General features: G+C 39.1%; 27 protein-coding genes. 16 read left to right on the forward strand and 11 right to left on the reverse strand.

Features of this window, described 5'->3' with window-relative positions; translation table 11 throughout:
- Window position 1: 1 nt before the first annotated feature.
- The 3 genes from E3D81_RS05560 to E3D81_RS05570 form a co-directional block, all read right to left on the reverse strand.
- Window positions 2-727 (reverse strand): ThuA domain-containing protein, encoded by a 726-nt coding sequence (locus E3D81_RS05560; RefSeq protein WP_134776741.1) that lies wholly within the window; start codon window positions 725-727, stop codon window positions 2-4.
- Between the two features lie 9 nt (window positions 728-736).
- Window positions 737-1,801, reverse strand: coding sequence for a 3-dehydroquinate synthase (gene aroB, locus E3D81_RS05565; RefSeq protein ID WP_099367285.1), 1,065 nt, complete (start codon window positions 1,799-1,801; stop codon window positions 737-739).
- Between the two features lie 69 nt (window positions 1,802-1,870).
- Window positions 1,871-2,077, reverse strand: a complete 207-nt coding sequence (locus E3D81_RS05570; protein WP_099367281.1) for an RNA-binding S4 domain-containing protein — start codon at window positions 2,075-2,077, stop codon at window positions 1,871-1,873.
- Window positions 2,078-2,170: 93 nt separating this feature from the next.
- Here E3D81_RS05570 and E3D81_RS05575 point away from each other — a divergent pair, with 93 nt between their 5' ends.
- Window positions 2,171-3,364, forward strand: coding sequence for a proline dehydrogenase family protein (locus E3D81_RS05575; protein ID WP_134776742.1), 1,194 nt, complete (start codon window positions 2,171-2,173; stop codon window positions 3,362-3,364).
- Between the two features lie 110 nt (window positions 3,365-3,474).
- On the forward strand, window positions 3,475-4,086 hold the full coding sequence (locus E3D81_RS05580; RefSeq protein ID WP_134778387.1) for an HAD family hydrolase: 612 nt from the start codon (window positions 3,475-3,477) through the stop codon (window positions 4,084-4,086).
- Between the two features lie 246 nt (window positions 4,087-4,332).
- Here the strand turns inward: E3D81_RS05580 and E3D81_RS05585 are convergent, their stop codons facing one another.
- Together E3D81_RS05585 and E3D81_RS05590 are read right to left on the reverse strand one after the other, a co-directional pair.
- A complete protein-coding gene (locus E3D81_RS05585; protein WP_134776743.1) occupies window positions 4,333-5,784 on the reverse strand; it encodes a hypothetical protein in 1,452 nt (483 codons plus the stop codon).
- Window positions 5,785-5,795: 11 nt separating this feature from the next.
- Window positions 5,796-6,404 carry an RNA polymerase sigma factor gene (locus E3D81_RS05590; RefSeq protein ID WP_099367686.1) on the reverse strand — a complete coding sequence of 203 codons (609 nt, stop codon included), beginning with the start codon at window positions 6,402-6,404 and terminating at the stop codon, window positions 5,796-5,798.
- A gap of 277 nt (window positions 6,405-6,681) precedes the next feature.
- On the opposite strand from E3D81_RS05590, the gene E3D81_RS05595 reads away from it, so the two are divergent.
- Window positions 6,682-7,530, forward strand: a complete 849-nt coding sequence (locus tag E3D81_RS05595) for a universal stress protein (protein WP_134776744.1) — start codon at window positions 6,682-6,684, stop codon at window positions 7,528-7,530.
- 97 nt (window positions 7,531-7,627) lie between these two features.
- Window positions 7,628-7,864 (forward strand): hypothetical protein, encoded by a 237-nt coding sequence (locus tag E3D81_RS05600; protein ID WP_099367684.1) that lies wholly within the window; start codon window positions 7,628-7,630, stop codon window positions 7,862-7,864.
- 305 nt (window positions 7,865-8,169) lie between these two features.
- On the opposite strand, the gene E3D81_RS05605 is transcribed toward E3D81_RS05600, so the two are convergent.
- The 4 genes from E3D81_RS05605 to E3D81_RS05620 form a co-directional block, all read right to left on the reverse strand.
- On the reverse strand, window positions 8,170-10,437 hold the full coding sequence (locus E3D81_RS05605) for an aconitate hydratase (protein ID WP_134776745.1): 2,268 nt from the start codon (window positions 10,435-10,437) through the stop codon (window positions 8,170-8,172).
- Window positions 10,438-10,582: 145 nt separating this feature from the next.
- The gene (gene rpe, locus E3D81_RS05610; RefSeq protein ID WP_134776746.1) at window positions 10,583-11,263 is read right to left on the reverse strand and encodes a ribulose-phosphate 3-epimerase; all 681 of its coding nucleotides are present in this window, start codon (window positions 11,261-11,263) and stop codon (window positions 10,583-10,585) included.
- 362 nt (window positions 11,264-11,625) lie between these two features.
- Complete coding sequence (locus E3D81_RS05615; RefSeq protein WP_134776418.1) at window positions 11,626-12,573, reverse strand: IS110 family transposase; 948 nt, start codon at window positions 12,571-12,573, stop codon at window positions 11,626-11,628.
- Between the two features lie 473 nt (window positions 12,574-13,046).
- The gene (locus E3D81_RS05620) at window positions 13,047-13,847 is read right to left on the reverse strand and encodes a sterol desaturase family protein (RefSeq protein ID WP_134776747.1); all 801 of its coding nucleotides are present in this window, start codon (window positions 13,845-13,847) and stop codon (window positions 13,047-13,049) included.
- Between the two features lie 427 nt (window positions 13,848-14,274).
- On the opposite strand from E3D81_RS05620, the gene E3D81_RS05625 reads away from it, so the two are divergent.
- The 8 genes from E3D81_RS05625 (at window position 14,275) to E3D81_RS05660 (ending at window position 19,669) form a co-directional block, all read left to right on the forward strand.
- Window positions 14,275-14,604, forward strand: coding sequence for an ArsR/SmtB family transcription factor (locus E3D81_RS05625; protein ID WP_134776748.1), 330 nt, complete (start codon window positions 14,275-14,277; stop codon window positions 14,602-14,604).
- 62 nt (window positions 14,605-14,666) lie between these two features.
- A complete protein-coding gene (locus tag E3D81_RS05630) occupies window positions 14,667-15,140 on the forward strand; it encodes a DUF6428 family protein (protein WP_134776749.1) in 474 nt (157 codons plus the stop codon).
- 5 nt (window positions 15,141-15,145) lie between these two features.
- Window positions 15,146-15,790 carry a protein-tyrosine-phosphatase gene (locus E3D81_RS05635; RefSeq protein ID WP_245153291.1) on the forward strand — a complete coding sequence of 215 codons (645 nt, stop codon included), beginning with the start codon at window positions 15,146-15,148 and terminating at the stop codon, window positions 15,788-15,790.
- 205 nt (window positions 15,791-15,995) lie between these two features.
- Window positions 15,996-16,553, forward strand: coding sequence for a KGG domain-containing protein (locus tag E3D81_RS05640; RefSeq protein ID WP_134776750.1), 558 nt, complete (start codon window positions 15,996-15,998; stop codon window positions 16,551-16,553).
- A gap of 80 nt (window positions 16,554-16,633) precedes the next feature.
- A complete protein-coding gene (locus E3D81_RS05645) occupies window positions 16,634-17,293 on the forward strand; it encodes a DUF892 family protein (protein WP_245153292.1) in 660 nt (219 codons plus the stop codon).
- A gap of 114 nt (window positions 17,294-17,407) precedes the next feature.
- Window positions 17,408-17,977 (forward strand): Crp/Fnr family transcriptional regulator, encoded by a 570-nt coding sequence (locus E3D81_RS05650; RefSeq protein WP_134776751.1) that lies wholly within the window; start codon window positions 17,408-17,410, stop codon window positions 17,975-17,977.
- A gap of 95 nt (window positions 17,978-18,072) precedes the next feature.
- Window positions 18,073-18,594, forward strand: a complete 522-nt coding sequence (locus E3D81_RS05655) for a YceI family protein (RefSeq protein ID WP_134776752.1) — start codon at window positions 18,073-18,075, stop codon at window positions 18,592-18,594.
- A gap of 10 nt (window positions 18,595-18,604) precedes the next feature.
- Window positions 18,605-19,669: an NAD(P)H-dependent flavin oxidoreductase gene (locus tag E3D81_RS05660; protein WP_134776753.1), complete on the forward strand. Its 1,065-nt coding sequence runs from the start codon at window positions 18,605-18,607 to the stop codon at window positions 19,667-19,669.
- Window positions 19,670-19,766: 97 nt separating this feature from the next.
- On the opposite strand, the gene E3D81_RS05665 is transcribed toward E3D81_RS05660, so the two are convergent.
- Window positions 19,767-20,144, reverse strand: coding sequence for an MmpS family transport accessory protein (locus E3D81_RS05665; RefSeq protein WP_134776754.1), 378 nt, complete (start codon window positions 20,142-20,144; stop codon window positions 19,767-19,769).
- Between the two features lie 155 nt (window positions 20,145-20,299).
- Between E3D81_RS05665 and E3D81_RS05670 the strand changes: the two genes are divergently transcribed.
- Together E3D81_RS05670 and E3D81_RS05675 are read left to right on the forward strand one after the other, a co-directional pair.
- Window positions 20,300-20,764, forward strand: a complete 465-nt coding sequence (locus E3D81_RS05670; protein WP_134776755.1) for a hypothetical protein — start codon at window positions 20,300-20,302, stop codon at window positions 20,762-20,764.
- A gap of 21 nt (window positions 20,765-20,785) precedes the next feature.
- Complete coding sequence (locus tag E3D81_RS05675; RefSeq protein ID WP_134776756.1) at window positions 20,786-21,598, forward strand: hypothetical protein; 813 nt, start codon at window positions 20,786-20,788, stop codon at window positions 21,596-21,598.
- A gap of 102 nt (window positions 21,599-21,700) precedes the next feature.
- Here the strand turns inward: E3D81_RS05675 and E3D81_RS05680 are convergent, their stop codons facing one another.
- Window positions 21,701-22,258 (reverse strand): hypothetical protein, encoded by a 558-nt coding sequence (locus E3D81_RS05680; protein WP_134776757.1) that lies wholly within the window; start codon window positions 22,256-22,258, stop codon window positions 21,701-21,703.
- A 311-nt stretch (window positions 22,259-22,569) separates the two neighbouring features.
- Here E3D81_RS05680 and E3D81_RS05685 point away from each other — a divergent pair, with 311 nt between their 5' ends.
- A complete protein-coding gene (locus E3D81_RS05685) occupies window positions 22,570-23,160 on the forward strand; it encodes a TetR/AcrR family transcriptional regulator (RefSeq protein WP_134776758.1) in 591 nt (196 codons plus the stop codon).
- 69 nt (window positions 23,161-23,229) lie between these two features.
- Window positions 23,230-23,688: a hypothetical protein gene (locus E3D81_RS05690; RefSeq protein ID WP_134776759.1), complete on the forward strand. Its 459-nt coding sequence runs from the start codon at window positions 23,230-23,232 to the stop codon at window positions 23,686-23,688.
- The last annotated feature ends 1 nt before the right edge of the window (window position 23,689 follow it).

Here is a 23,689-nt window from a genome sequence, read left to right on the forward strand (position 1 = left end):
TCTATTTACCCATCACATATTTCAACCCACCAATGAGTTGCTTTTGGAAATTCAGGTCGTCAAAAGATTCCTCGGTATGCCCCAATCCGGTATAAAACATACGATAGCCTTTGAATTCCTGAAACCAGGCAATGGGATGGAATTTTCCCATTTTGCCACCTTTATAGGAGGTTTCATCGAGCATCATCAAAATATTGATACCAGGCTTCACATCCTTAAAATCGTACCATTCATCTTTATGCATCCAGATCTTCTGTAAATGTCTGGTGGCTAAATGTTTTCTATTGACCACATCAATCTTTGCTTCCTGAACTGCAGGATGACTGGCAAAGTAGGCCCCTACCAGGTTCGCATACCATGGCCATTCGTATTCCGTATCGGCAGCCGCATGAATTCCCATGAACCCTCTGCCAGATTCAATAAACTTTTGAAAAGCTATTTTTTGTTCAGCATTCAGGATCGTACCGGTCGTGCTGAAAAAAATCACGGCCTGAAAGGATTGCAGGGAGTCTGCTAAGAAAACATTCGCATCCTCGGTATGGGATACTGCAATACCTTCCTTCGAAAATATGTTTTTTAATACGGTTACTCCCTTTTCAATATTGGCATGCCTAAAACCGGTAGTTTTTGTAAACACCAGCACCTTCTTTGGTGAAGCATCTGCCCAAGCTTGACTACATGACAACAGCATTGCCATGAATAAAAGTAGAATAACCGAATTTTTCATGTTGTTGGTTTATTTGATTACCTGATTGTAATAATCCAAACTTTCCACGATCATATCCTCTTCTGCATATTTGTTGAAATCACAATCGCCAATGCTTCTTAAAAGGGCAAATCCCAATTGATTGCTCTCATTCTTTTTATCGTTGCGCATCAGTTCGATCAAAGTCGGATAGATCGCTTGATCGATCGGATAAGCCGGATAGATTCCTTTAATATAATTTACAATGGTTTCCAACTCGGATTCAGGTAGGTTGTTTTCTCGGTAAGAAATAAATGCTTCACAGATCATTCCTATCGCGATGGCTTCCCCATGCAATAAAGGCTCTTGATCATGGTATAGGCTATAGCCTTCGATGGCATGCCCAATCGTATGACCAAAATTCAGGATTTTACGCAATCCTTTTTCGGTAGGATCTTCCAAAACCACTTCATTCTTGATCATAACCGAATCATAAACCATCTCTTCCGGTAAAACAGGCAATTTAACGTTCATACAACGTTCAAAAAGCTGTTTATCTTTGATAAGGCCATGTTTAATCACTTCCGCAAATCCAGAACGGATCTGTCTATCATCCAACGTTTCCAAAAACTTATTGGAAATAAAGACCGCTTTGGGCTGCGTAAATGTTCCGATGATGTTTTTAATATTATCCAGGTCGATTCCGGTCTTGCCGCCTACCGATGCATCCACTTGGGATAATAAAGTGGTAGGTACATGGATAAAATCGATCCCTCTCTTATAGGTTGAAGCTGCAAAACCGCCCATATCCGTCACCACTCCTCCACCAAGGTTCAACATCAAGGATTTCCGATCCGCGCCGAAATCCAGCATGGTCTTCCAAACCCCAATACAGAAATCGATGTTCTTATTTTCTTCGCCAGGATCTACTTCGATAATATCATAATCTACGATATCAGGAATAAAGGCCTGAAGTTGTGGTAAACAATGATCGTTGGTATTTCTATCGACTAGTATTAATAGTTGTGAATAGTCATGATCAATAAGAAAGGATTGCAATTCATCCAGTTCATTATCGAATACGACTTCGTATCCTAAGCTGTTGATCTTTTTCATAATATAATTCAGGTTAAAGATAGACAATTTCTGAATCTACAAGAACAACAAATTTGTAATAACTCTGTTTTAAATTATCTTTACCTTGTTCCCATCAAATTCCACCAAATCTCCTACCCTAACCTTCAATCTTTTACGGTAATCCACTTCCCCATTATACTTCACCAATCCTTCTTCTACGACCCATTGAGCCATCGCGCCGTGTTCTACCCAGTTCATCACTTTCAATAATTGGATGAGCTGAATGTATTCCCCATTTAATGTAAACGTTTGCATAAACAAAAATAAATTTAATATGAACTATTACAATTGAATGTTTGAATTTATTTACAATTAATACCTAATTTTGTGAATCAAAAAAAATAGAATATGGATACAATTTCCCCCATAAAGCTAGACTTTAATAATACGGAAATCGCCTTCAGAGGCAAAAGTGATAAAGATCTGAATAAAGCATACTGGTTATTTAAAATGGTAGCAAGTAATGCACTGATCAAAATAGGTACTCCCATTACAAATTTCTCCTTAAATATAGGCTTACCCATCCAGGGAATCATCAAGAATACCATCTACAGACAGTTCTGTGGTGGCGAAAGTATTGCCGACTGTAACCGTGCGATCCAGGAATTGGGTCAGGGTAATGTAACGACCATCTTGGATTATTCGGTAGAGGGTGAAGATTCGGAAGAAAGCTTTGAGGAATGTTGCGCTGAGATCCTACGTACAGTAGAAACTGCTAAACAAAATCCGTTGATCTCTTTTTGTGTATTCAAGCCTACAGGATTAGGAAGATTTGATCTATTGGCGAAAATCGATGCAAAAGAAACCTTGACGGAAGCGGAAAAAGCGGAATACCAACGTTTATGGGATAGATGTGATCGTATCTGCCGTGCTTGTCACGAAGCAGGAATTCGTGTATTGGTGGATGCTGAACATTCTTGGATCCAAGATACCATTGATGATATCGCTCGTGAAATGATGGAAAAATACAACCGTGAAAAACCGATTGTATACAATACTTATCAATTATACCGTGCTGATAAATTGGCTTCATTAAAAGCTGATTTTGCGTATGCTAAAACTGCTGGCTTCCATCTAGGGGCGAAAATTGTTCGCGGTGCTTACATGGAGATCGAAAGGGAAAGAGCAAAGGAAAATGGATACCCTTCCCCTATCCAACCTAATAAACAGGCTTCGGATACGGATTATAACCAAGCGATCCATTTCTGTTTGGACCATATCGACCAGATCGGTTTGATGGCCGGAACGCATAACGAACAGAGTTGCCGCATCCTGGCGGAGGAAATGGAAAACCGTAACATCCCACATAACTTGCCAAATGTTTTCTTTGCGCAGTTATTAGGCATGTCTGATAACCTTTCTTTCAACCTTGCAGCAGCTGGTTATAACGTGGCTAAATACATGCCATATGGCCCAGTGAAAGCGGTTATGCCTTATTTGTTCCGTCGTGCGCAGGAGAATACTTCCGTAGGTGGACAAACTGGCCGCGAGCTTTCTTTGATCATTAAAGAATTGAAAAGAAGAAAATCCGTAAGGAAATAAGTTTTGAGATTTTAGCATTCCATTTAAGGAAACAAGAAACTTCAAAATAACTTAATAAAGATAAAACCATGGAATTCTCCTCATCGAGGAGAATTTCGTATTTTTGCGGCATGACAGATGCAGCCTACCAAAAGTATTTAAAGTTAAATTCCCTTGCCTCTTCCTATAAAGCGTTATTGTTCGATGTAGACGGCACCCTTGCCGATAATATTGATGCACATAAAGCTGCTTATGTTGCCGTATCTGCGGAACATGGCGTTGATTTGGATCCTGATCTTATTGATGAGACTGCAGGTTGGCCAACCATCGCTGTCGCAAAGGAAATTTCCATTCGCTATAACGTGGAACTGGATATCGAATCCTTCTCCAAAAGAAAGTCTGCAATTTTTATCGAGCGCTTTATCCAAGCCACCCAACCTGTAGATTATGTAAGGCAGGTATTGTTCGACAATGTGGATACCCATAAAATTGGAATAGTATCCGGCGGAACCAGATCAACGTTGGCGATTACCCTTTCGGTGATCGATGTGGCCGGGAAATATGAGTCTTTAGTCTGTGCGGGTGATACCCCAAAAGGAAAACCCTCCCCACAACCTTTTTTATTGGCTGCAGAGCAGTTAGAGGTCGATCCTGCTGATTGCTTGGTATTCGAAGATGGAGATCCGGGTGTTCAAGGCGCTATCGCCGCTGGTATGGGCTGGGTGCGGGTGGACCAGCTTTAGATGATAGATATTAGACATTAGATGATAGACCTTTTGCGTCATTGCGAGGAGGCACGACGAAGCAATCTTTCTTTTTGTGTCATCCTGAGCAGCGTCGAAGGATCTGTACGGGTACCACATGTAGATGCTTCGACTTCGCTCAGCATGACATGCGTAAAGATTGCTTCGTTCCTCGCAATGACGATAAACTCCTCGCAATGACGGCAAAGTCTATAATCTATCATCTCTCATCTATAATCTAAACCCCTAGAAATTCGTTATAATCCTCAAACCGCCATTCGTATAATTCATATCTGCGGATTTAAAATTCCCAACGGGTAATTTCATATAAGGTTCTACAGAAATAGAAAAACCTCTGTTCATTTTCATTTCCTTACCAATAGATAGGTTTACAAATCCACCAAATCCATTGGCCTTAACATTCTGATCTTCCGTTTTTATAGCTTTGGATACCTGTTTGAATCCAGCTTCCAAATCCTTTTGGTTTTTAGGAAGACCATCCGGAAAAACCTCGGCCCCACTGTTTTCGATGTAATGTGTAAAGCGTTCCTGTTCGGTTACTTTAGCATAGGTCAATCCTGAAGATGCATAGAAACCACTTTTCGATTTATATTTCACATCCAATGGAACTTCCAACGCCTGTACAGATCCTGAAACCGCATTTACATTCGGCAGAATCACAGCATTGCTCATTGTATAAGCAGTCAAGCTATTGGTATTATTCTTTTCGAGCATTTCGCGACTTGCAGAAACTGCGACATCCTGATTGGCAACCGGATTACGCATGGCTCCTACCTCATAGCGGTTATAAGCAAGTCCGGTACGTACAGACAGGTTTTTGGTTACATTGTACGCAACTAGCACTCCTCCACCAAAATTGAACTTTTCACTGGTGGAATTTGGCGACACGAACAATCCAAGGTCAAAACGCTCATTAAAATTGAACTTCTTGGATTTTAAATCCGGCTCACGACCAGCATTCGCCTTATTAGCCATATCTTGATTCGCCAAGATCACGGCAGATCCTAAATCTGATGTAGTTTTTATCTGAGGCTCATCAGGAGCTAATTGTAAGTTCTTTGTTCTTAGGTCCAATGATGATCCTGACAATTGCTGTGGAGCGTGGATATTTTTGGGGGCATAACGAATCCCATTATTCCAATCACTATAAGCAAGCATATTGTTCGATCTATCAGTTTCCTGCATATTCAAGAAATTTCCTTTATAAGAAGCAACAACTTCACTTCTGCCGGAAATTCGGTGATCAGCTCCTCCTGTGGAGATTCCTCCAACCGTTGAACCTATTCCATCGGTTGAAATTCCACCAGTGGTTGTACCTATTCCATCGGTTGCAACCCTTCCATCAGTAGGCAACGAACCATCTTGTTGAAACTGTTCTGCCAACTGAGATCCTTCTTCACTTTGAGACTGTCCATTAGCCCCTTGATGTTGGGCAATAGTCATATCCTCCAAGTTTTTCGGATCCTGGGAAACAAATTGTTTAACCGCAAATGCGCCTACCAAAAGAATGGCGGCAGCACTGGCGGCCCAGTAATAGCTTCTGTTTTTGCGAACCGGCATCGAACCATGTTGTTGCTGAAATCGTTCCCAAGCTCCATCTTTATAAGGAAGCTCGTCGGAAGCTTTCAGCTTATCAACGATATGGTCAATGAGGTCTTTTTTGTTATGCTCTTCCATCTTTATAAAAATCAGGATTGTATATTTTCTAAATTGTGGAGCTCACCATATAGCTTTCTCAGCTTCTGTTTTGCTCTTGTTAAATATGTTCTGGAGGTACTTTCGGGAATCTCCAACTTTTTGCCGATCTCTTCGTGCGAGAATCCTTCGATTTCGTAGAGGTTGAAAATGGAACGTTGGATATCGGGCAACTGTTGGATCAGGGCGATGATATCCTGATATTCCAAGCGGCTGTCGTTCTGCACGGAATAATGCAGGTTGTCTGAACCATTAAGGTCATCCAACATCAGCACCTGTTTTCTCACCCTTAGTGCGTCAATGGCGGTATTTACAGCGATCTTGCCCATCCAAGAACGGAAAGTCTTCTCGAGCACGGCATCTTCCTCGTGGATGGAGAAGCTGCTCACCTTATTGAAAACTTTCACAAAACACTCATTGGTAATCTCTTCGGATTCCATTTCATGTTTCATGTAGCGGATTACAATGGCCATGATATAGCCGTAATATTTCTTATAGATAAAAGCTTTGCTCTTTTCCGAACCGGACATAGCACAGGACTCCAACGCAGTTCTTAAACTCCATGGTTTTGCAGTACCTAGGTATTTCTGAATGATTCCCACCCTATGTCTTTACGTTATCTAGTTAATTATACAAATTTAATAACTAGATTAAAGTTTTGACGCATGTAAACTTTCCTCCTATATTTTTTGTATATTATATACGGTCTATGTTATTAAAATGCTACAGGTTTTTAAAAAATTTTCTTCAATAGGCTAAAACGTAGCAAGCAAAAAAACCTTGCATAAGATTGACATAAACTACCTAAAATAATGACCAATATCATGGAGCAATTGGACATTTAATTGTTAAATTTAAGGAAACACTTAATGAAAGATTATGAGAGCCATATTATTTCCCACCGATTTTTCAGAAACTGCTACTAATGCCTTTCTGTACGCCCTAAATATAGCCAAATCTATTGACGCTAAAATTTATGTGCTTTATACCTACCTGGAACCCGTTTTATCGGCTACCCATGGCGGACAACCGGAGCTTTTGGGCGAGGTTTACCAAACAATTGAACTGAATCAGTTTGAGATATACAAAAAGAAGACACAGGTGCTGCACGATATGGCCGAAGAGCAAGGAATAAACGATGTGGAATTGGTTTTCCTATTTGAAGAGGGACCTGTTGCTTCGGTGGTGAAAAAAATCGTCGAACGCGAAAAGATCCATTTGGTGGTGATGGGTACCCATGGGGAATCGGGATTCCTTTCGAAGGTAATCGGCACCAACACGGTAAATGTGATTCGAACCATCCAAAATCCTGTTTTGGCAATTCCTCCGCATGCTAAATACAAGGAAATAAAACGTACGGTATTTACTTCGCTTTTCCGCGAGAAGGATAAATCTGCATTGAAAGAAATGTTGATCATGGCCAAGGCCATTGGCGCGAAAATCGATATCCTTCATATTTTACATAACCAGAATGTTTCTGATGTGATGCTTCATACTGAAAACTGGCGACATGAATTTCCTCAGGAGGAGATTGAATATATTTTATTGGATGAGGTGGAAAGTATTGAAACAACGATATTGAACTATATCATTGAGAATAATGTAGATATATTGGGGATAGTGAAAAGGAACAGGAGTTTCTTCGATAGGTTGTTCAGTAGCAGTGTGAGCAATAACTTAGCTTTTCACTCAAAAGTACCTATCTTAGTGTTCCATGAAGAAAAATAGGCTGTTTTTTGTGGTATAAATAAGGATGTTTGTACTGGTATAAATCAAGCTATTTGTACTAAAAATTTAGGCTAATCTTCATTTAAAAAAGATCATCATGCAACAGGTCATCAAAAAACTGGAGTCTTTAGGAAAGATCAACCAAATGGCGGAAAAATACACCCAAATCACCGATGAAAATCTGGAGGAGCATGGGGTGCTGTTTTTTATTCCTTTGGAAAAATATGAGGTGAAGGTGCTGATACCAGCGCCTTATCATAAGGAGCTATTGGCAAAGGGAAATCCGACTTACAAGCAGATCTTGAACCATAAAGAAGCGATGTTGCTTAGGTGATGATTTATTAACTTTGCGACGCTGTCTTTGCGAAGAACTGTGCGTGTCATTGCGAGGAGGCACGACAAAGCAATCTTCCCGCATGTCATCCTGAGCGCAGTCGAAGGATCTGTACGGTAGGCGGTTAGTATACGAACAGATCCTTCGACGATGCTCAGGATGACAAAGTCCAAAGATTGCTTCGTTCCTCGCAATGACGCGAAAAAAATTACAAATCGATAAAAAACAAAAAAAGGGCTGCGAATGCAGCCCTTTCCTCAATAGTCTAAAATCTATTGTCTAATATCTATTATCTAATATCTCCTCTACGACGCCTGTCCAGCTCTGATAATATTCAAAGCACCACCAGCCTTAAACCACTCAATCTGTTGTTGGTTATACGTATGGTTAGCTAAGATTTCCTCAGAACTACCATCTTCATGGTGAAGAACAAGAGTTAAAGGTTTATTCGGAGCGAACTCAGTCAATCCAATGATATCGATCGTATCGTTTTCTTGGATTTTATCGTAGTCCTCTTTGTTATCAAATGTAAGACCCAACATACCTTGTTTCTTAAGGTTTGTTTCATGGATACGAGCGAAAGATTTCACCAATACCGCACGAACGCCTAAATGGCGAGGCTCCATTGCTGCATGCTCACGAGAAGATCCTTCACCGTAGTTTTCATCACCTACCACGATAGAACCGATTCCTTGCGCTTTGTAATCACGTTGCGTTGCAGGAACAGCACCATATTCACCAGTCAACTGGTTTTTCACGTTATCTGTTTTCTCGTTGAAGTAGTTCACCGCACCGATCAGCATGTTGTTGGAGATATTATCCAAGTGACCACGGTATTTCAACCAAGGACCAGCCATCGAAATATGGTCAGTTGTACATTTACCTTTCGCTTTGATCAATAATTTCAAGCCTTTCAAGTCTGTACCTTCCCAAGGAGCGAATGGCTCTAACAATTGCAGACGATCAGAAGTTGGGGAAACCTCCACAACCACGTTTGATCCATCTTCTGCAGGAGCTTGGTATCCTGGATCATCCACCGCGAAACCTTTAGTAGGTAATTCATCACCTGTAGGCGGATCCAATTTCACTTGCTCACCATCTTTGTTGGTCAAGGTATCCGTAAGCGGGTTGAAGCCCAAATCACCGGAGATAGCGATTGCTGCTACCATTTCAGGTGAAGTTACGAATGCATAAGTATTCGGGTTACCATCCGCACGTTTCGCGAAGTTACGGTTGAACGAGTGAACGATTGTGTTTTTTTCTTGTTTGTCGGCACCTGCACGATCCCACATACCGATACATGGACCACATGCATTGGTAAAGATCGTTGCGTTCAAGTCCTCGAAGTTTTTCAACAAACCATCACGGTCAGCTGTAAAACGAACTTGTTCAGAACCTGGGTTGATACCAAATTCCGCTTTGGTTACCAAACCTTTTTCGATCGCTTGGCGAGCGATGGAAGCAGCGCGAGACAAATCCTCGTAAGAAGAGTTTGTACAAGAACCGATCAATCCCCACTCTACTTTCGTAGGCCATCCGTTTTTACCAGCTTCTTCGCGCATGCGAGAAATTGGTGTGTATAAATCTGGCGTAAAAGGACCGTTCAACGAAGGCTCCAATTCCGATAGATTGATTTCGATCAATTGATCGAAGTATTGTTCAGGATTTGCATACACCTCTGCATCCGCAGTAAGGTGTTGTTTGATGGCATTGGCAGCATCCGCAACATCCGCACGGTCTGTAGCGCGTAAATAACGCTCCATAGACTCATCGTAACCGAATGTAGACGTAGTAGCACCAATTTCAGCACCCATGTTACAGATCGTACCTTTACCTGTACAAGATAAAGATTCTGCACCTTCACCGAAGTATTCAACGATAGCACCGGTACCACCTTTTACTGTAAGGATACCAGCAACTTTCAAGATCACATCTTTCGGAGCAGCCCAACCAGAAAGTTTTCCGGTCAATTTCACACCGATCAATTTCGGGAATTTCAGCTCCCAAGGTAATCCAGCCATTACGTCACAGGCATCAGCACCACCAACACCGATAGCGACCATACCCAATCCACCCGCATTCACGGTGTGGGAGTCTGTACCGATCATCATACCACCTGGGAAAGCATAGTTCTCCAATACCACTTGGTGAATAATACCTGCACCCGGTTTCCAGAAACCGATACCATATTTATTAGAAACAGAACTTAAGAAGTTGAACACTTCTGAGCTTTCTTGTTTTGCACGCGTTAAATCTTGCTCCGCACCATCACGAGCTTGGATCAAGTGGTCACAGTGAACGGTTGAAGGCACTGCAGCTTTCGCACGACCAGCTTGCATGAACTGCAATAAGGCCATCTGTGCAGTAGCATCTTGCATTGCTACGCGATCCGGTGCAAAATCCACGTAAGATTTTCCACGTTCGTATGCTTCAGTCGCGTTTCCGTCCCAAAGGTGAGCATACAGAATTTTCTCAGATAAAGTCAATGGTTTATTAACAATCTGACGAGCTGCATTGATGCGCTCATCATATTGTGCATAAACCTTCTTAATCATGTCTATATCAAAAGCCATTTATTTTTATTTTAATTAGATTTTAACTCTACTACTAATCATTTCCTCAAATTGTTTGAGTACATTAGCAAAAATACCAAAAAAAACCATGTTTAGTTGCAATTCTGCCATTCCAAGCTAATTTGGAAATATTCTAAACAAAAGCCTAAACGTATTTCAAACTTGGGTCTACCGCCTTCAGGGTTTTTACGGTTTCCATCGGATTTTCAGAGCTGAACACAAAACTTCCAGCCACCAATACATCCGCTCCAGCCGCCAATAATTGTCCAGCATTGCTGGTGCCCACTCCCCCATCAATCTCGATCAAAAGATCGGTATTGTTTTCTACCGCCAATGCACGCAGTTCCTTGATCTTATCGTAGGTGCGTTCGATAAATTTCTGTCCTCCAAATCCTGGGTTCACCGACATCAAACAAACCAGGTCGATATCCTGGATGATATCCTTCAGCAAACTTACCGGTGTATGCGGGTTTAACGCAACTCCAGCTTTACAGCCTAACTCTTTAATAGCCGCGATGGTACGGTGTAGATGCGTACATGCTTCATAATGCACGGTGATGATTTCCGCACCGGAATCTTTACAAACTTTCAGATAGCGATCTGGATCAACGATCATCAAATGCACGTCCAAAGGTTTTTGGGCATGCTTGGCGATGGCCTGCATCACTGGGAAACCAAAAGAGATGTTTGGAACGAAAACCCCATCCATAATATCAATATGAAACCAATCTGCTTCACTTTCATTGACCATTTGGATATCTTTTTTCAAATCAGCAAAATCCGCAGCTAAGATGGAAGGTGCTATTAAATGTTTTTGTGAGGACATGTTGTTATTTTTTTGCAAAGATAACAAGTAATCAGCGTTATTCCGAATATAGTTAAAGTGTTTAGGAGGTTTATTGACATCGCGAGGGTTCGCGTCATTGCGAGGGTTCGCGTCATTGCGAGGAGGTACGAGGAAGCAATCTTTGAACTTTGTCATCCTGAGCAGCGTCTTTGTCATCCTGAGCGGAGTCGAAGGATCTGTACGTGTACCAAATGTAAATGCTTCGACTGCGCTCAGCATGACATGCGGGAAGATTGCTTCGTTCCTCGCAATGACGTAATGATTGCTTCCTCGTACCTCCTCGCAATGAACTGTGTATATATCCAAATAATAAATTAAATTTTCTCCAAATAATATTCTGATTAGGCCGCTTTTGCGATGTAGCCCTTTCCAGATTTTGCGATGGCGAATGCCTGTTTGATCAGTTTGTTCACCACTGCTATGATTGCGACCTTGTAGGGTTTTCCCTTTTCCATCAACCTCCCATAAAGCCCGCTGCAGGCGGTGTTGCTCCTGATGGCGGATATTGCCGCCATGTACAGCACCTTTCTGACCTGGCCCATCCCCATCTTGCAGATATGTCCCTTTCCCCTTACACTGCTGCCGGACTCGAATATCCTGGGCGCCAGTCCGAAATAGGATATCAGCTGCCTGTGCCCCTCGAACCGACTGAAACCGTCCGTCAGGATGATAAGCAGTGCTGCGCTGCGTGGCCCTATTCCGGGTATGCTCCGCAGGTTCGCATTGAGTTCCCCGTAATTCTCCATGATGATCTGCTGGACCTGCCTTTCATGTTCATTGATGTCCTGATCATAACGTTTGATCCCTTCCTCTATGGTCTTCCTGAGCGTGGGTTCCAGTGTTCCCGCATGTTCATATGCATGGAGCCTGTTCGTTAGCATGGTCCTGCATTCCTTCTGTCCCTTGATATAGCCTTCCAGGTTCCTGATCCTCAGCACATGTTCCTCCGGCAGCCTCCATTGGGCAGGTTCCGTCATGCTGGTGAACTTGGCGATGAGCTGGGCATCCTTCCTGTCGGTCTTGGTCCTGGCCAGGGTCATCTGGGAAAAACGCCTGATGACAAGGGGGTTGATGACCGAGACCCGTTCATCCCTCTCCCAGAGGAACTTTGCCAGCCGGAAGTAATAGGGACCGGTGGCCTCCATCGCTATATGGCTGCCGTGCATGTGGCCCAGGGCCTCCACAAAACCCGCTTCGTCGTTACTGAAACGACCCTTAAAAACCTCTTTCTGTCCCGATTGGACAGAAATGTCAAAATAATCCTTTGAACAATCAATACCTGTTACCATCTTTGTATACCATTTTTGTGGATTACAGCAGCTCTTATCATAACTTATCAATCGTAAAAACAGGCTCCGGGCCTAATGAACTGTCCAAGTTTATGATAGGAATAAGAGAGGGGGATTAACATTGCGAAGGGTCTCTCAAGGACCAATGACGATTAAAAATCTTACTCCCTCTCTCGCTGTATCCTAAATGAAATACAAAATTATATTCTGTTTCTTTAATTCCTATAACTTCCCTACAAACTTACGATGACGTAATGATTGCTTCCTCATGCCTTCTCGCAATGACGTAATGATTGCTTCCTCGTACCTCCTCGCAATGACGCAGCCAAAAAAAAATCCTGAGACTGGGAGTCTCAGGATTTTACCAAACCAATTATTAACCTAAATTATGAAATTTTTACTCTATTACTCTTTATTTGTTTAACACTATCATTAACGCAAGAGCTGTGCCGATATTTTAATCAAAACATCCTTTAACGTTTTTTAACATTAATAAAAGGGCTTTTCATCAGGTACCAGAAACTTTGCTTCCTATCCCCTTCAAATTCTTCCAGGCCATATTTCATTTGGGATACAGGCATGGTCTTAAAGGTGCCGAAAATCCGATCCCACAGGATAAAGATATCCGCAAAATTACTATCTGTATAAAACTGCTCCTGTTGATGATGAACACGATGGTGGTCTGGCATGACAAAGATCTTCCCCAGGGTCTTATTGATCCAGTTCGGGTAATGTAGATTGGCATGTTCCAGAAAGAGAAAGATGTTGAGAATAAAATAATACAGCGCCATGGAGAAGACGTCGGTTCCGAAGATTCCGGCAGTGATCACATTTCCGACCTGATAGACCAGGATCATTTCCAGAGGATGGAAACGGAAGGTGGTGCTAGAGTCCATGCTGGTATCACTATGATGAACACGATGCAATCTCCACATGATAGGCACCTTATGGGCTGCTTGGTGGATCCAATAAGTCGTGAGATCATACAGCATCACACTAACGATCAATTTGAGCCATAAAGGTAATTCCAACCAGAATAACATCCCGATTTTTTGGGCATTCAACCAGTCGATAGCTTTCACTTGCAGGACAATAACAAAGATATTCAATAAGGTTAGGGTGATCTGGAAGAGGATGTTTTGGAAGAGGTGCTTCCCTCGCTTTCGAAAAGCGAAAGGGTTGGCAAATAACTGTTCCATCAAAAAGAAGATGGTCAATAATCCGATTACGATGTAATTGGAATTAATGTTCAGGAGTTTTTCTAGAAAGTCCATGACAATTTATTTAGGTAAAGAAATTAACAATTGGAAAAAGTCTTCGGCAGTGGAGAAAGGGAAAGGCAGATATGCTTGATTCAGATCAGCAATTCAATTAAAATATTAAATTATAAAGATTATTTTAAATTTCAAAGGAATTATTTGAATCTAAATGTTTAATAATAAAATCTAGACAAGAAAAAGATCAGGAAATCTTCGAAGTTCAAGTGAGTTGTAAGTGACATGTAAGTGAGTTGTAAGTGCTAAAAGGCACTTACAACGCACTTACACCCTGCCTACATTTTGCTTCCTCCAAGAAGTCAATTTAGACAGTTTCTTTGTAACATTCCCAGTAGGTTTTTTTGTGAATCAAAATTTATCCCTGTAAAAGAATAATAATGCAAAATTAATATCGTAATATTGCGATATTAAATCAATTCATCAAATGGGAATCACCAAGAGCGAAATTTTCAGTGCAGAGCAGAATAACTTAGCCAAGCTTTTCAAGGTTTTGGGGCATCCAGCTCGACTTGCTATCCTGCAATATATCATCGATCAGCCAAGTTGTATCTGTAATGATCTTGTTGATGAACTCGGATTAGCCCAAGCGACCATATCCCAACATTTGAAAGAATTGAAGAATGCTGGCATCATTACAGGTTCCATTGAGGGAAAGTCGATCTGTTACTGTATCGATGAGAAGATATGGAATAGCATAAAAAATGATGTTTCGGATTTCCTAGATCAGGATATCCAAACAAAAACCTGTTGTTAAGTTTTTTTTGAACTATAACATCGTAATATTACGATACTTGTTTGTCTTTAAATAAATTTAAAATGAAATTATCAGCAATTAAAGAAATCCTTCCTACCCTTTCGGAAGTATCCTTTCAACTCGAGGATGGCAGTTTTGTTCCAACCCATTTCCATGTAACAGAAGTTGGACAAGTTAATAAAAATTATATTGATTGTGGCGGGACGATCCGTCATGATAAAACTGTCAGTTTCCAATTATGGCACTCACATGATGTTGACCATCGACTATATCCAGATAAATTATTGAATATTATTAACCTGTCGGAAAAGCAATTAGGAATCGAGGACGCGGAAATTGAAGTAGAATTCCAACAGCAGACCATTGGTAAGTTTGACCTGGATTTCAATGGCCAGCATTTTCTTTTGAAGAATAAACAAACGGCCTGTTTGGCAGAAGATGCATGCGGTATTCCAACCGAAAAACCAAAAATCAAATTTATTGAGTTAAATCAGCATTCGAACAATTCTTGTTCTCCTGGTTCCGGCTGTTGCTAAGAGACATGATGAACCATACTATTCAACAAACTATCGGAAATATCCTTAGTGATTTGGATATTTCCGATGATAGAAAAGTTTTGCTTGCACCTTTGGTTACTTATATCCAGGAACAGGTGAAGCATTCCAATCCTGTAAATCTTCAATTTATATGCACCCATAATTCTCGGCGCAGTATTTTGGCACAGGTCTGGACATCAATTGCAGCGGATCATTTTAGGATACCATTGATCAAATGTTTTTCAGGAGGAACTGAAGAAACAGCCGTTTATCCCAAAATTGTGGAAACGCTAAGGAATCAAGGTCTTTTGTTGAAAAAAAACGAAGATGAGGTTAATCCCATTTATGAATTGGATTTACCAGAAAAAAAGGTACAACTCAAACTTTTTTCAAAAGTTTATAACCATCCTTTAAACCCAAAGACAAATTTCGCCGCCATCATGACTTGTTCCCAAGCTGATGCCGGCTGTCCATTTATCCCAGGTGCTGATACCCGAATTCCTATTACATATGCTGATCCAAAATCATCAGATGGAACGGATATTCAGGATACCGTTTATTGGGAAAAAAGCCTAGAAATTGCGCAGGAAATGTTTTACGTTTTTTCTAAGGTCGTAGACTGCTATGAATTGATGCATCAAAAGACCTAATCCATCAATATAGTCCAATCGGACAATCTTATTGCAATTGACTTGAATAACAAAAGGACAAAAAATACTCCCATATCGACTTTCAATAATTTAAAAATAAATCAAACTTTTTGATAATTCAAGGTTTCGATTTATGAGAGCTGATTCTAGACAAAGCCTCTTTAAATTCCCTGCATTGCAGCAAGGAAAGAAATAAAGAAACGTTATGAAAAGAAACAATTCAAGCAGAGGAAAATCAAGGCAATCTTCTTCTTCGAACCAACAACATTCCATGGAGGATATCTATCAGTTAGGCTATAGCCATGGATTTCGTGATGCATCCAACGATGAGGATTACGATGATGATTTTGACGAAGAGGATTATTATGATAATGAGGACGATTATGAGGAGGATTACGACTCCGAATATGATAATGACCAAGATGAAGACGATTACGATGATGGAAGATCGAATAGAAGAAGGGACAGTGATGGAAGATATACTTCCGATCGTTCCAGTTCATCCGGTCGTAGAAGATCATCCCAAAGCGGTAATAATTTAGGATCTAGATCAACCAGTTCCAATAGAGGCAGTCAGGGACGAACTTCCAGTTCATCCAGTACTCGAAGCTCCAGAAGTTCGGGCACCAATTCAGGTAAACGTGGTTTTGCAGCGATGAGTCCAGAAGAACGCACAAGAATTGCCCGAATGGGTGGACAGGCATCACATGGAGGCAGTAGAAGTTCAGGTAGATCTGGTTATGGTGGCCGAAGATCTTCTTAAGATCTCCCCACTTATTATTACCAATAGTAAATTAAATGTCTCCTTTCATTAGGAGGCATTTAATCTTTAAAACAAATTTTATGGCAAAGCAAGATAAAGAAGCAACGGAAAACAAATCCAATGCTAAAAATACGAATGGCAAAGCTGCTAACAATAGGAAAAACGGCAATGATTCGGAGGATACAAATAATACTTCCATGAAGAACCAAAACGAAGAACAATACGAAGGTAGTGATCAGAAGGATAGCCCTTTGTATAAATTTTTCCTTTCCGGTTTAAAGGATATGCTCTATGCAGAGAATAAACTGGTGGATGCCTTGGTGGAAATGGAAGAGGCAGCTACCACGGAGGAATTGAAGGATGCGTTTGAAGACCATCACCTGGTGACCAAAAAACATGTGAGTCGATTGAAAAAGGTGTTTGCCCTTTTGAATGAAAAGGAAGAGGAAAAAGAATGTAAAGCGATTTTGGGATTATTGGATGAAGCCAAGGAAATCATCAAATCAACCGAAGAAGGAACAGTGACGCGGGATGTAGCCTTGATCATTGCGGCCCAAAAGTTGGAGCATTATGAAATTGCTTCCTATGGTGGATTAGCGCAACTGGCCATTACCATGGATATGGATAAAGTGGCGGATCTTTTGGAAAGGACATTGGAAGAAGAGGAAGCTACGGATGTTTATCTAACGGAAATCGCTGAAGGAAGCATCAATATGGAAGCGGACGAAGAGGATTATTAAGGGAAGAGGATCTCCACGATCCTCTTTTTTAATGAATATATACCTACCCTTCTAAAACCAATTTTATTTAAAAGACTTTTCCTTAATTTTACCAAAACGACAAACAAAAAATTGATGAGTGAGCTTTTAAAAAATCAATTTAAAAAAATCATTGAAATTACGGATGATGAATATGATTATATTTTAAGTCATTTTATTACGAAAAAATTTAAAAAACATCAATTTTTAGTTCAGGAAGATCAAGTTGTTGTTTATGATTATTTTGTGCTTTCAGGTTGCATAAAATCATATTATACGGATGAAAACGACAAAATGCATATTCTGCTTTTTGGCACGCAGGATTGGTGGATTTCAGATTATGAAGCTTATTACTTTAAGAAAAAAGCAAGGGTAAATATAGATTGTTTAGAAGAAACAGAAGTCCTTTGCCTAAGTCTTGAAAACAGGGAAAAATTGTGTAAGGAATTCCATCGAATAGAGCATTTCTTTAGAAAAAAAACTAATCGTAGAAATGTAGCACTACAAAACAGAATTTTAACGTTACTAAGTAGTAGTGCTAAAGAACGGTATGAAAAATTTATCCAGGACTACCCATCATTGGTCCAAAAATTACCTAAGCATATTTTAGCCTCTTACTTGGGCGTAACTCGCGAAACTTTAAGCCGCTTATATTCCACTAAATAACTTGATCTATCTCACATTTTATTTGTGATATACATCCTTCGATTTCGTTTTTTATTACTTGAATTTTGTGTTGTAACATTTTAAAAAATAATACAATGACAACATTCAGCATTCAAACAAAAAGTAGTTTAGTCAATTGGACTGGAAAAAAAATATTAGGATTACATACCGGAACCATTAATATCAAGAATGGTTTTCTAAGTTTTGAAAACGAAGAATTAATAGCGGGCGAGATCATTATTGATATGACATCAATCGTCATAACTGATATAGCGGATAGATCCATCTACAAAGAATTTTTTGATCACTTAAATCATGAAGATTTTTTTGCTGTGGACATTTTTAAGACTGCCATATTTAAGTTAAATAAAGCTATAAAGGAAAACAATCATTATCAAATATTTGGAGACCTAACCATAAAGGATATTACACATCCTATTTCTTTTCCCGCTACAATCGAAATTTTCACGGATTTTCTTCATGCATTAGGAGAGATAAAGGTTGATAGAACATTATATAATATCAAATATGGATCCGGTAAATTTATTCCCAATCTGGGCAATAAATTGATTTATGATGAATTTGTATTACAATTCAAATTAGTTGGACAAAAATAAACATACAATTATGTGGTCAGATACAAAATTTACTAGATTACTGGGTTTGGATTTACCCATAGTTCAAGGACCTTTCGGAGGAAAGGTTTCCTCTATAGAATTGACCTCTGTAGTATCTAATTTAGGTGGGATAGGATCATACGGATGTCAACCATTCTATGCCAATGAAATTGTAGAAATTTCGAACAACATCAAAAAGCAAACGGACAAACCCTTCAATCTTAATCTTTGGGTTAAAGATAAAGATGATCATATCCAGGATTTTGACAGCAAAGCATTTGATAAAGTAATAGAAATATTCCATCCATATTTTGAGCAAGTTGGCGTCGAACCTCCAACTTTTCCTTTGCCAGAAAGTCCTACTTTCGATAATCAAATAGAAGCTATTTTTGAGGTCAAACCTGATGTATTTAGCTTTGTTTTCGGTATTCCCTCCAAGGATATTTTAGAAAAATGTAGACAACTTAATATCAAAACGATAGGAACAGCAACAACTTTAGATGAGGCCATAGCCATTGAAAATGCAGGAGTAGATGCCGTTGTAGCAACAGGTTTTGATGCTGGTGGACATCGTGTTTCATTTTTAGACCATGCGGAAGAAAGCTTGATTGGAACCTTTTCTTTAATTCCTCAAGTTGCAGATCATGTGAAAATTCCAGTCATTGCTGCCGGAGGAATCGCTGATTATCGGGGCGTTAAAGCGGCTTTGGCGCTCGGAGCAGATGCCGTTCAAATTGGCACAGCATTTTTAGCTACCAAAGAATCTGGGACAAGCAACATCCATCGTGAAAAATTATTTTCAAAAGATGCTCGTTATACCACATTAACAAAAGTATTTACAGGCAGGTTGTCCCGTGGAATTAAAAATAGGCTTACGGAAGAATTAAAAGAGTTTCAACATCATCTCGCTCCGTATCCCTTACAAGGAAAAATTGTGGGTAAACTTGGCGCATATCCGGCTAATACGGAAAGTAATCCTGAGTTGAAAGCTTTTTGGGCCGGCCAAGCCGCTCCCATTTTGAAATATCATCAAGCAAAAGAGTTGATTGATAATATAATCAAACAAATGAATTAAGAATCACAAAACCCCACTGATTTTCAGTGGGGTTTCATGTTTATCCTCAGAAAGAATAAATTCTTCAAGAGAAATGTTCTAAGGAAATCATTTGGCCTTAATAATAAGAAACATTCGTCGTAAGGACTTTTCCAGTTGAAACACCACTTTCCTTTACTACTTTACCATCCACTAAAATCTGTGCTTTCAATGTGGAGTTGTCGTTTGGTCCAATTGCATTCGCTGAAATAGTGGGAGTTTTTGAAGAAATATTTGCTTCGCTCGTCCACTCACTTCCGAAATTTCCGGTTTTGCTTACTGGATTATCCCCATCGTAATATACAATGACAGAAATATTCACACCAGTGGATCCAATCAATTTGTACTGTACTTTCTTCGTTCCTGTCCCAGGTGTATCATCATCATCCTTACTGCATGATGAAAAAACGAAAGTTAATGTTAATAATAGCAGGGAAAAAATTTTTAGATTTTTCATAGTTTTTTGGGTTTTATGTGTTTAATAATAGTGTGCTATGAATCTACAAATTTTTAAACAAATAATAACAAGGATGGGAAAGAAATTAATCTCAAATAAAATACGTTATATTTATATTTAATACCAGTAGCTAACAATATAGATCAACAGAAAACATGAAACTCAAGATTATTACACTTTTTTTCAGCATGATGCTGTTACTTTCAGCAAATCTATATGCTCAGCTTGATACCTTGAATATTTTCAAACAAACAGATCATATTGTGGAATTGATCCTTAAGAAGGATACAAAGAAACTAGCCTCATTATCCAGCAATACGATCTATTGTTCCTTGTGCTTTAAGTTTGAGGATAGTCAACCAAGAAATTACCTGATCTCCAAACAGACATTTTTTAATAAACATTTTTCAGATATTTTCCAGAAGGATCTGCTGGATAGATTAGAAAGAAAGGAGAAAATTTTATTTGCTGAGTATTCCGATCACGCAGATTATATCGTTTGGTATACCATCTACCGAAAGGATGAATTAACGGAAGGCCATGAAGGTGGACAATTTGGGATATGGTTCAAAAAAGGCAAAAATGGTTTGCTTTTTTCGGGTGTTGAAACCATTCCTTAACCCTCTATAAAACTTAATCATATGCAGATAAATAAGCTTTTCTTTTTCTCAGCGTTACTAGGCTGTTATTGGGTATTGCTTGCCTGCAATCGATCTGATACTACGAAGATCGACATTGACCTACCTAAATATCCGCCGAATGCCGGTGTTGGTCTTATACATTTCAATACGCAGCACGCCATTCCTTTGTTCAAAAATCCAACAGAAAAAGATGCTTACAATAGCATTCAATTTAAAGTGGAAGAAAAAGGCGAAGATAAAGGGATTACACATATCTACATTCCAAATCAGAAAAACCTACTGCAACCTTATGATTTAAATGTTGGTGATTCGGAAAAGGAAGGAAAGGAAAATCAGCAAATGGGATTATTCCGTTTTGCGCCAAAGCTCAGCTTTCGGGTTATGGAGAAATTATCGGATGGGGTGATTGTACTCCTGAATGAGAAAACCAGAGAAACCAGTTTTATAAAATTGGATCCTAAGAATGATTACCGGAATGGTAAAGAGCATCCTGAATTTTTTGACCCCAACTTTGTGGACACAAAAATCAGTAATTGGTATTATTATGAAAGTTGGGAACAGGCACTGAAACGTGCTTATATGGTTACCGTTCCATCTGGCACTCTGATCTACGACAAACCCAATGGGACAGGGTCTCACCTTTCCAATATCCAGAATTTATATTTTAAGGTTACAGAAGTGGATGGGGATTGGGCGCAGGTTAGTACCCGAGGAAATGTGTTAGCGGGTGATAAAGAGGTTTTAGGATGGGTGATTTGGAAAGCAAATGAGGAGATTAAAGTGAATATATTGTTGAATGGAGGGTATGATTAAATTGCATTATTTATGATAAAGGCAAAAATGGTTATGCAATACTGATGGGTTGAAGAAATTATTAAATCCCTTACCAAATTAGTCCTTAATCTTAACCAGCAATTATTTTAGGTTTTCAAAATGCTCAATCCTCTTTAACATTGTTTTTTCTGTTTGAAGGATATCCATAATGATCATTTTCAATGTTTGCTTAACATTTTTATCTTTCTCATTGATGTTGGAATAAAGAAAACTCATTAGGAAGTCACTTTTTTTATTCAACAGTTCCTTTTCATTTTCAATGTTTGAAAGGGAGGTGATTTTTTCGTAATCTATTAGATCAATTTTAGCATTTGAAACAGATTTCCATGCATTTGATTTTACCTGCGGAATATTTATCCCCATGGCATTCTTCACTACTTCTAAAATGGAAATATTTGAGTCATTTTCATAAAACTCCAATGAATCAATTAAAGCTTCATGTTGTGGAATTATTGTTCTGATATCCTCTTTTGAATCCTTTAGTTCACTGTTGATGGTCGTAAGAACTTGATTGATATAAATTTTATCTTTTCGTTGGGAATTCCAATTATCTATGAAAAGCGCTATTAAAATCCCCGCAATAACTGGAATAATTTCTTTAATAAAATGAATGCTATAATTTTTTAATTGATTCTTCATCTACTTTTTTGGATTAGATTTTAAATCCTAGCTATATAATCAGTATTTTTTAGTTTGTGTAATTCCCTGCAAAGATAATGGTATGGTATTCATTTCAAGAGAAATCTTGAAATTATCCCTAAACATATCCTTACACTGTATAATTGAAGATAATGGCCGATAAAAAAAACAGAATTATCGAGATCATATTTTTATGAAGGTTGGACTTAGAAAGCACAAATGACACTAGAATGAGATTTGCTGTAAAATTTGTTTTCCAATACAAAAAAAATACATTTTATTTGTAAAAAAAATACCAATTGGTATGTAATATGAAGAAAGCAGAAATTACCCGACTGACTATTTTAGAACAGGCATTTGACCTCATCTATACAAAGGGTTATCAAACAACGAGTATTGATGATATCCTTGCAAAAACAAAGGTTACTAAAGGTGCATTTTATTACCATTTTAAGAATAAGGATGAAATGGGCATAGCTATTATACAGGAATTAATAAAGCCCAATTTTGAACATTATTTCATAAAGCCCTTATTGCAGGAAAAAGATCCTTCGACAATACTCTATCAGATGATGCATGATGCTTTATTGAAAAACGAATTCTTAAAAGTTGAATATGGCTGTCCTGCATCGAATTTGACGACAGAAATGGCTCCTTGGAACACAAATTTCACTAAAGTATTGAACGAACTGGCACTCAAATGGAAAATGTGCCTGGAAATATGTCTTCAAAAAGGAATCGAACAAAATTTAATTCGAAAAGATATAGATACGGAACAGGTAGCCATTTTTATCATGTCCGGATATTGGGGCATTCGAAATCTTGGAAAACTAGTTAACTCCACGAAGGTATATAAAGATTACCTGAAACAGTTTGAAGCTTATCTGAATCTCTTAAAATAATTTTTTTTGCCCTATAACATACCGATTAGTATGTTATTAAATCTTAAAATAAAGAATAAAACTTTCAATATGTATCATTATCTATTAATAGCGCATACCTACATGCGCTGGCTCGTCCTCATCGGTTTGCTTTTTACCTTAACAAGATTTACCATTCGATTATTCCAAAGGAAAAAATTCACCAACCTGGATAATCTTTTCAGACATGGCACGGCCACCATAATCCATCTCCAGCTTCTCATTGGAATTGTTCTATTTATTCAGGCACCATTACGTCAAGTTTTCTGGAAATCAGATAAGCTGCCATTTGGAAACATGGAACTCACCTTCTATAATATTTTGCATCCATTCACCATGATATTGGCCACAGTAGTCATAAGCATAGGATCGGCACTGGCTAAGCGAAAGTCAGATGACGGGGATAAATACAGAACTACTGTCCTTTTCTTTGCCATAGGGTTGATTCTTATTTTTCTAGCTATTCCTTGGCCATTTTCACCATTTGCAATTAGACCATTAACACGATAAT

This window comes from Sphingobacterium sp. CZ-2 (assembly GCF_004526235.1).
Taxonomy (GTDB): domain Bacteria; phylum Bacteroidota; class Bacteroidia; order Sphingobacteriales; family Sphingobacteriaceae; genus Sphingobacterium; species Sphingobacterium tenebrionis.

Coding starts and splice junctions, on each gene's coding strand:
- E3D81_RS05560 (WP_134776741.1), bottom strand. CDS start 727: ATGAAAAATTCGGTTATTCTACTTTTATTCATGGCAATGCTGTTGTCA.
- aroB (WP_099367285.1), bottom strand. CDS start 1,801: ATGAAAAAGATCAACAGCTTAGGATACGAAGTCGTATTCGATAATGAA.
- E3D81_RS05570 (WP_099367281.1), bottom strand. CDS start 2,077: ATGCAAACGTTTACATTAAATGGGGAATACATTCAGCTCATCCAATTA.
- E3D81_RS05575 (WP_134776742.1), top strand. CDS start 2,171: ATGGATACAATTTCCCCCATAAAGCTAGACTTTAATAATACGGAAATC.
- E3D81_RS05580 (WP_134778387.1), top strand. CDS start 3,475: ATGACAGATGCAGCCTACCAAAAGTATTTAAAGTTAAATTCCCTTGCC.
- E3D81_RS05585 (WP_134776743.1), bottom strand. CDS start 5,784: ATGGAAGAGCATAACAAAAAAGACCTCATTGACCATATCGTTGATAAG.
- E3D81_RS05595 (WP_134776744.1), top strand. CDS start 6,682: ATGAGAGCCATATTATTTCCCACCGATTTTTCAGAAACTGCTACTAAT.
- E3D81_RS05600 (WP_099367684.1), top strand. CDS start 7,628: ATGCAACAGGTCATCAAAAAACTGGAGTCTTTAGGAAAGATCAACCAA.
- E3D81_RS05605 (WP_134776745.1), bottom strand. CDS start 10,437: ATGGCTTTTGATATAGACATGATTAAGAAGGTTTATGCACAATATGAT.
- rpe (WP_134776746.1), bottom strand. CDS start 11,263: ATGTCCTCACAAAAACATTTAATAGCACCTTCCATCTTAGCTGCGGAT.
- E3D81_RS05615 (WP_134776418.1), bottom strand. CDS start 12,573: ATGGTAACAGGTATTGATTGTTCAAAGGATTATTTTGACATTTCTGTC.
- E3D81_RS05620 (WP_134776747.1), bottom strand. CDS start 13,847: ATGGACTTTCTAGAAAAACTCCTGAACATTAATTCCAATTACATCGTA.
- E3D81_RS05625 (WP_134776748.1), top strand. CDS start 14,275: ATGGGAATCACCAAGAGCGAAATTTTCAGTGCAGAGCAGAATAACTTA.
- E3D81_RS05630 (WP_134776749.1), top strand. CDS start 14,667: ATGAAATTATCAGCAATTAAAGAAATCCTTCCTACCCTTTCGGAAGTA.
- E3D81_RS05635 (WP_245153291.1), top strand. CDS start 15,146: ATGATGAACCATACTATTCAACAAACTATCGGAAATATCCTTAGTGAT.
- E3D81_RS05640 (WP_134776750.1), top strand. CDS start 15,996: ATGAAAAGAAACAATTCAAGCAGAGGAAAATCAAGGCAATCTTCTTCT.
- E3D81_RS05645 (WP_245153292.1), top strand. CDS start 16,634: ATGGCAAAGCAAGATAAAGAAGCAACGGAAAACAAATCCAATGCTAAA.
- E3D81_RS05650 (WP_134776751.1), top strand. CDS start 17,408: ATGAGTGAGCTTTTAAAAAATCAATTTAAAAAAATCATTGAAATTACG.
- E3D81_RS05655 (WP_134776752.1), top strand. CDS start 18,073: ATGACAACATTCAGCATTCAAACAAAAAGTAGTTTAGTCAATTGGACT.
- E3D81_RS05660 (WP_134776753.1), top strand. CDS start 18,605: ATGTGGTCAGATACAAAATTTACTAGATTACTGGGTTTGGATTTACCC.
- E3D81_RS05665 (WP_134776754.1), bottom strand. CDS start 20,144: ATGAAAAATCTAAAAATTTTTTCCCTGCTATTATTAACATTAACTTTC.
- E3D81_RS05670 (WP_134776755.1), top strand. CDS start 20,300: ATGAAACTCAAGATTATTACACTTTTTTTCAGCATGATGCTGTTACTT.
- E3D81_RS05675 (WP_134776756.1), top strand. CDS start 20,786: ATGCAGATAAATAAGCTTTTCTTTTTCTCAGCGTTACTAGGCTGTTAT.
- E3D81_RS05680 (WP_134776757.1), bottom strand. CDS start 22,258: ATGAAGAATCAATTAAAAAATTATAGCATTCATTTTATTAAAGAAATT.
- E3D81_RS05685 (WP_134776758.1), top strand. CDS start 22,570: ATGAAGAAAGCAGAAATTACCCGACTGACTATTTTAGAACAGGCATTT.
- E3D81_RS05690 (WP_134776759.1), top strand. CDS start 23,230: ATGTATCATTATCTATTAATAGCGCATACCTACATGCGCTGGCTCGTC.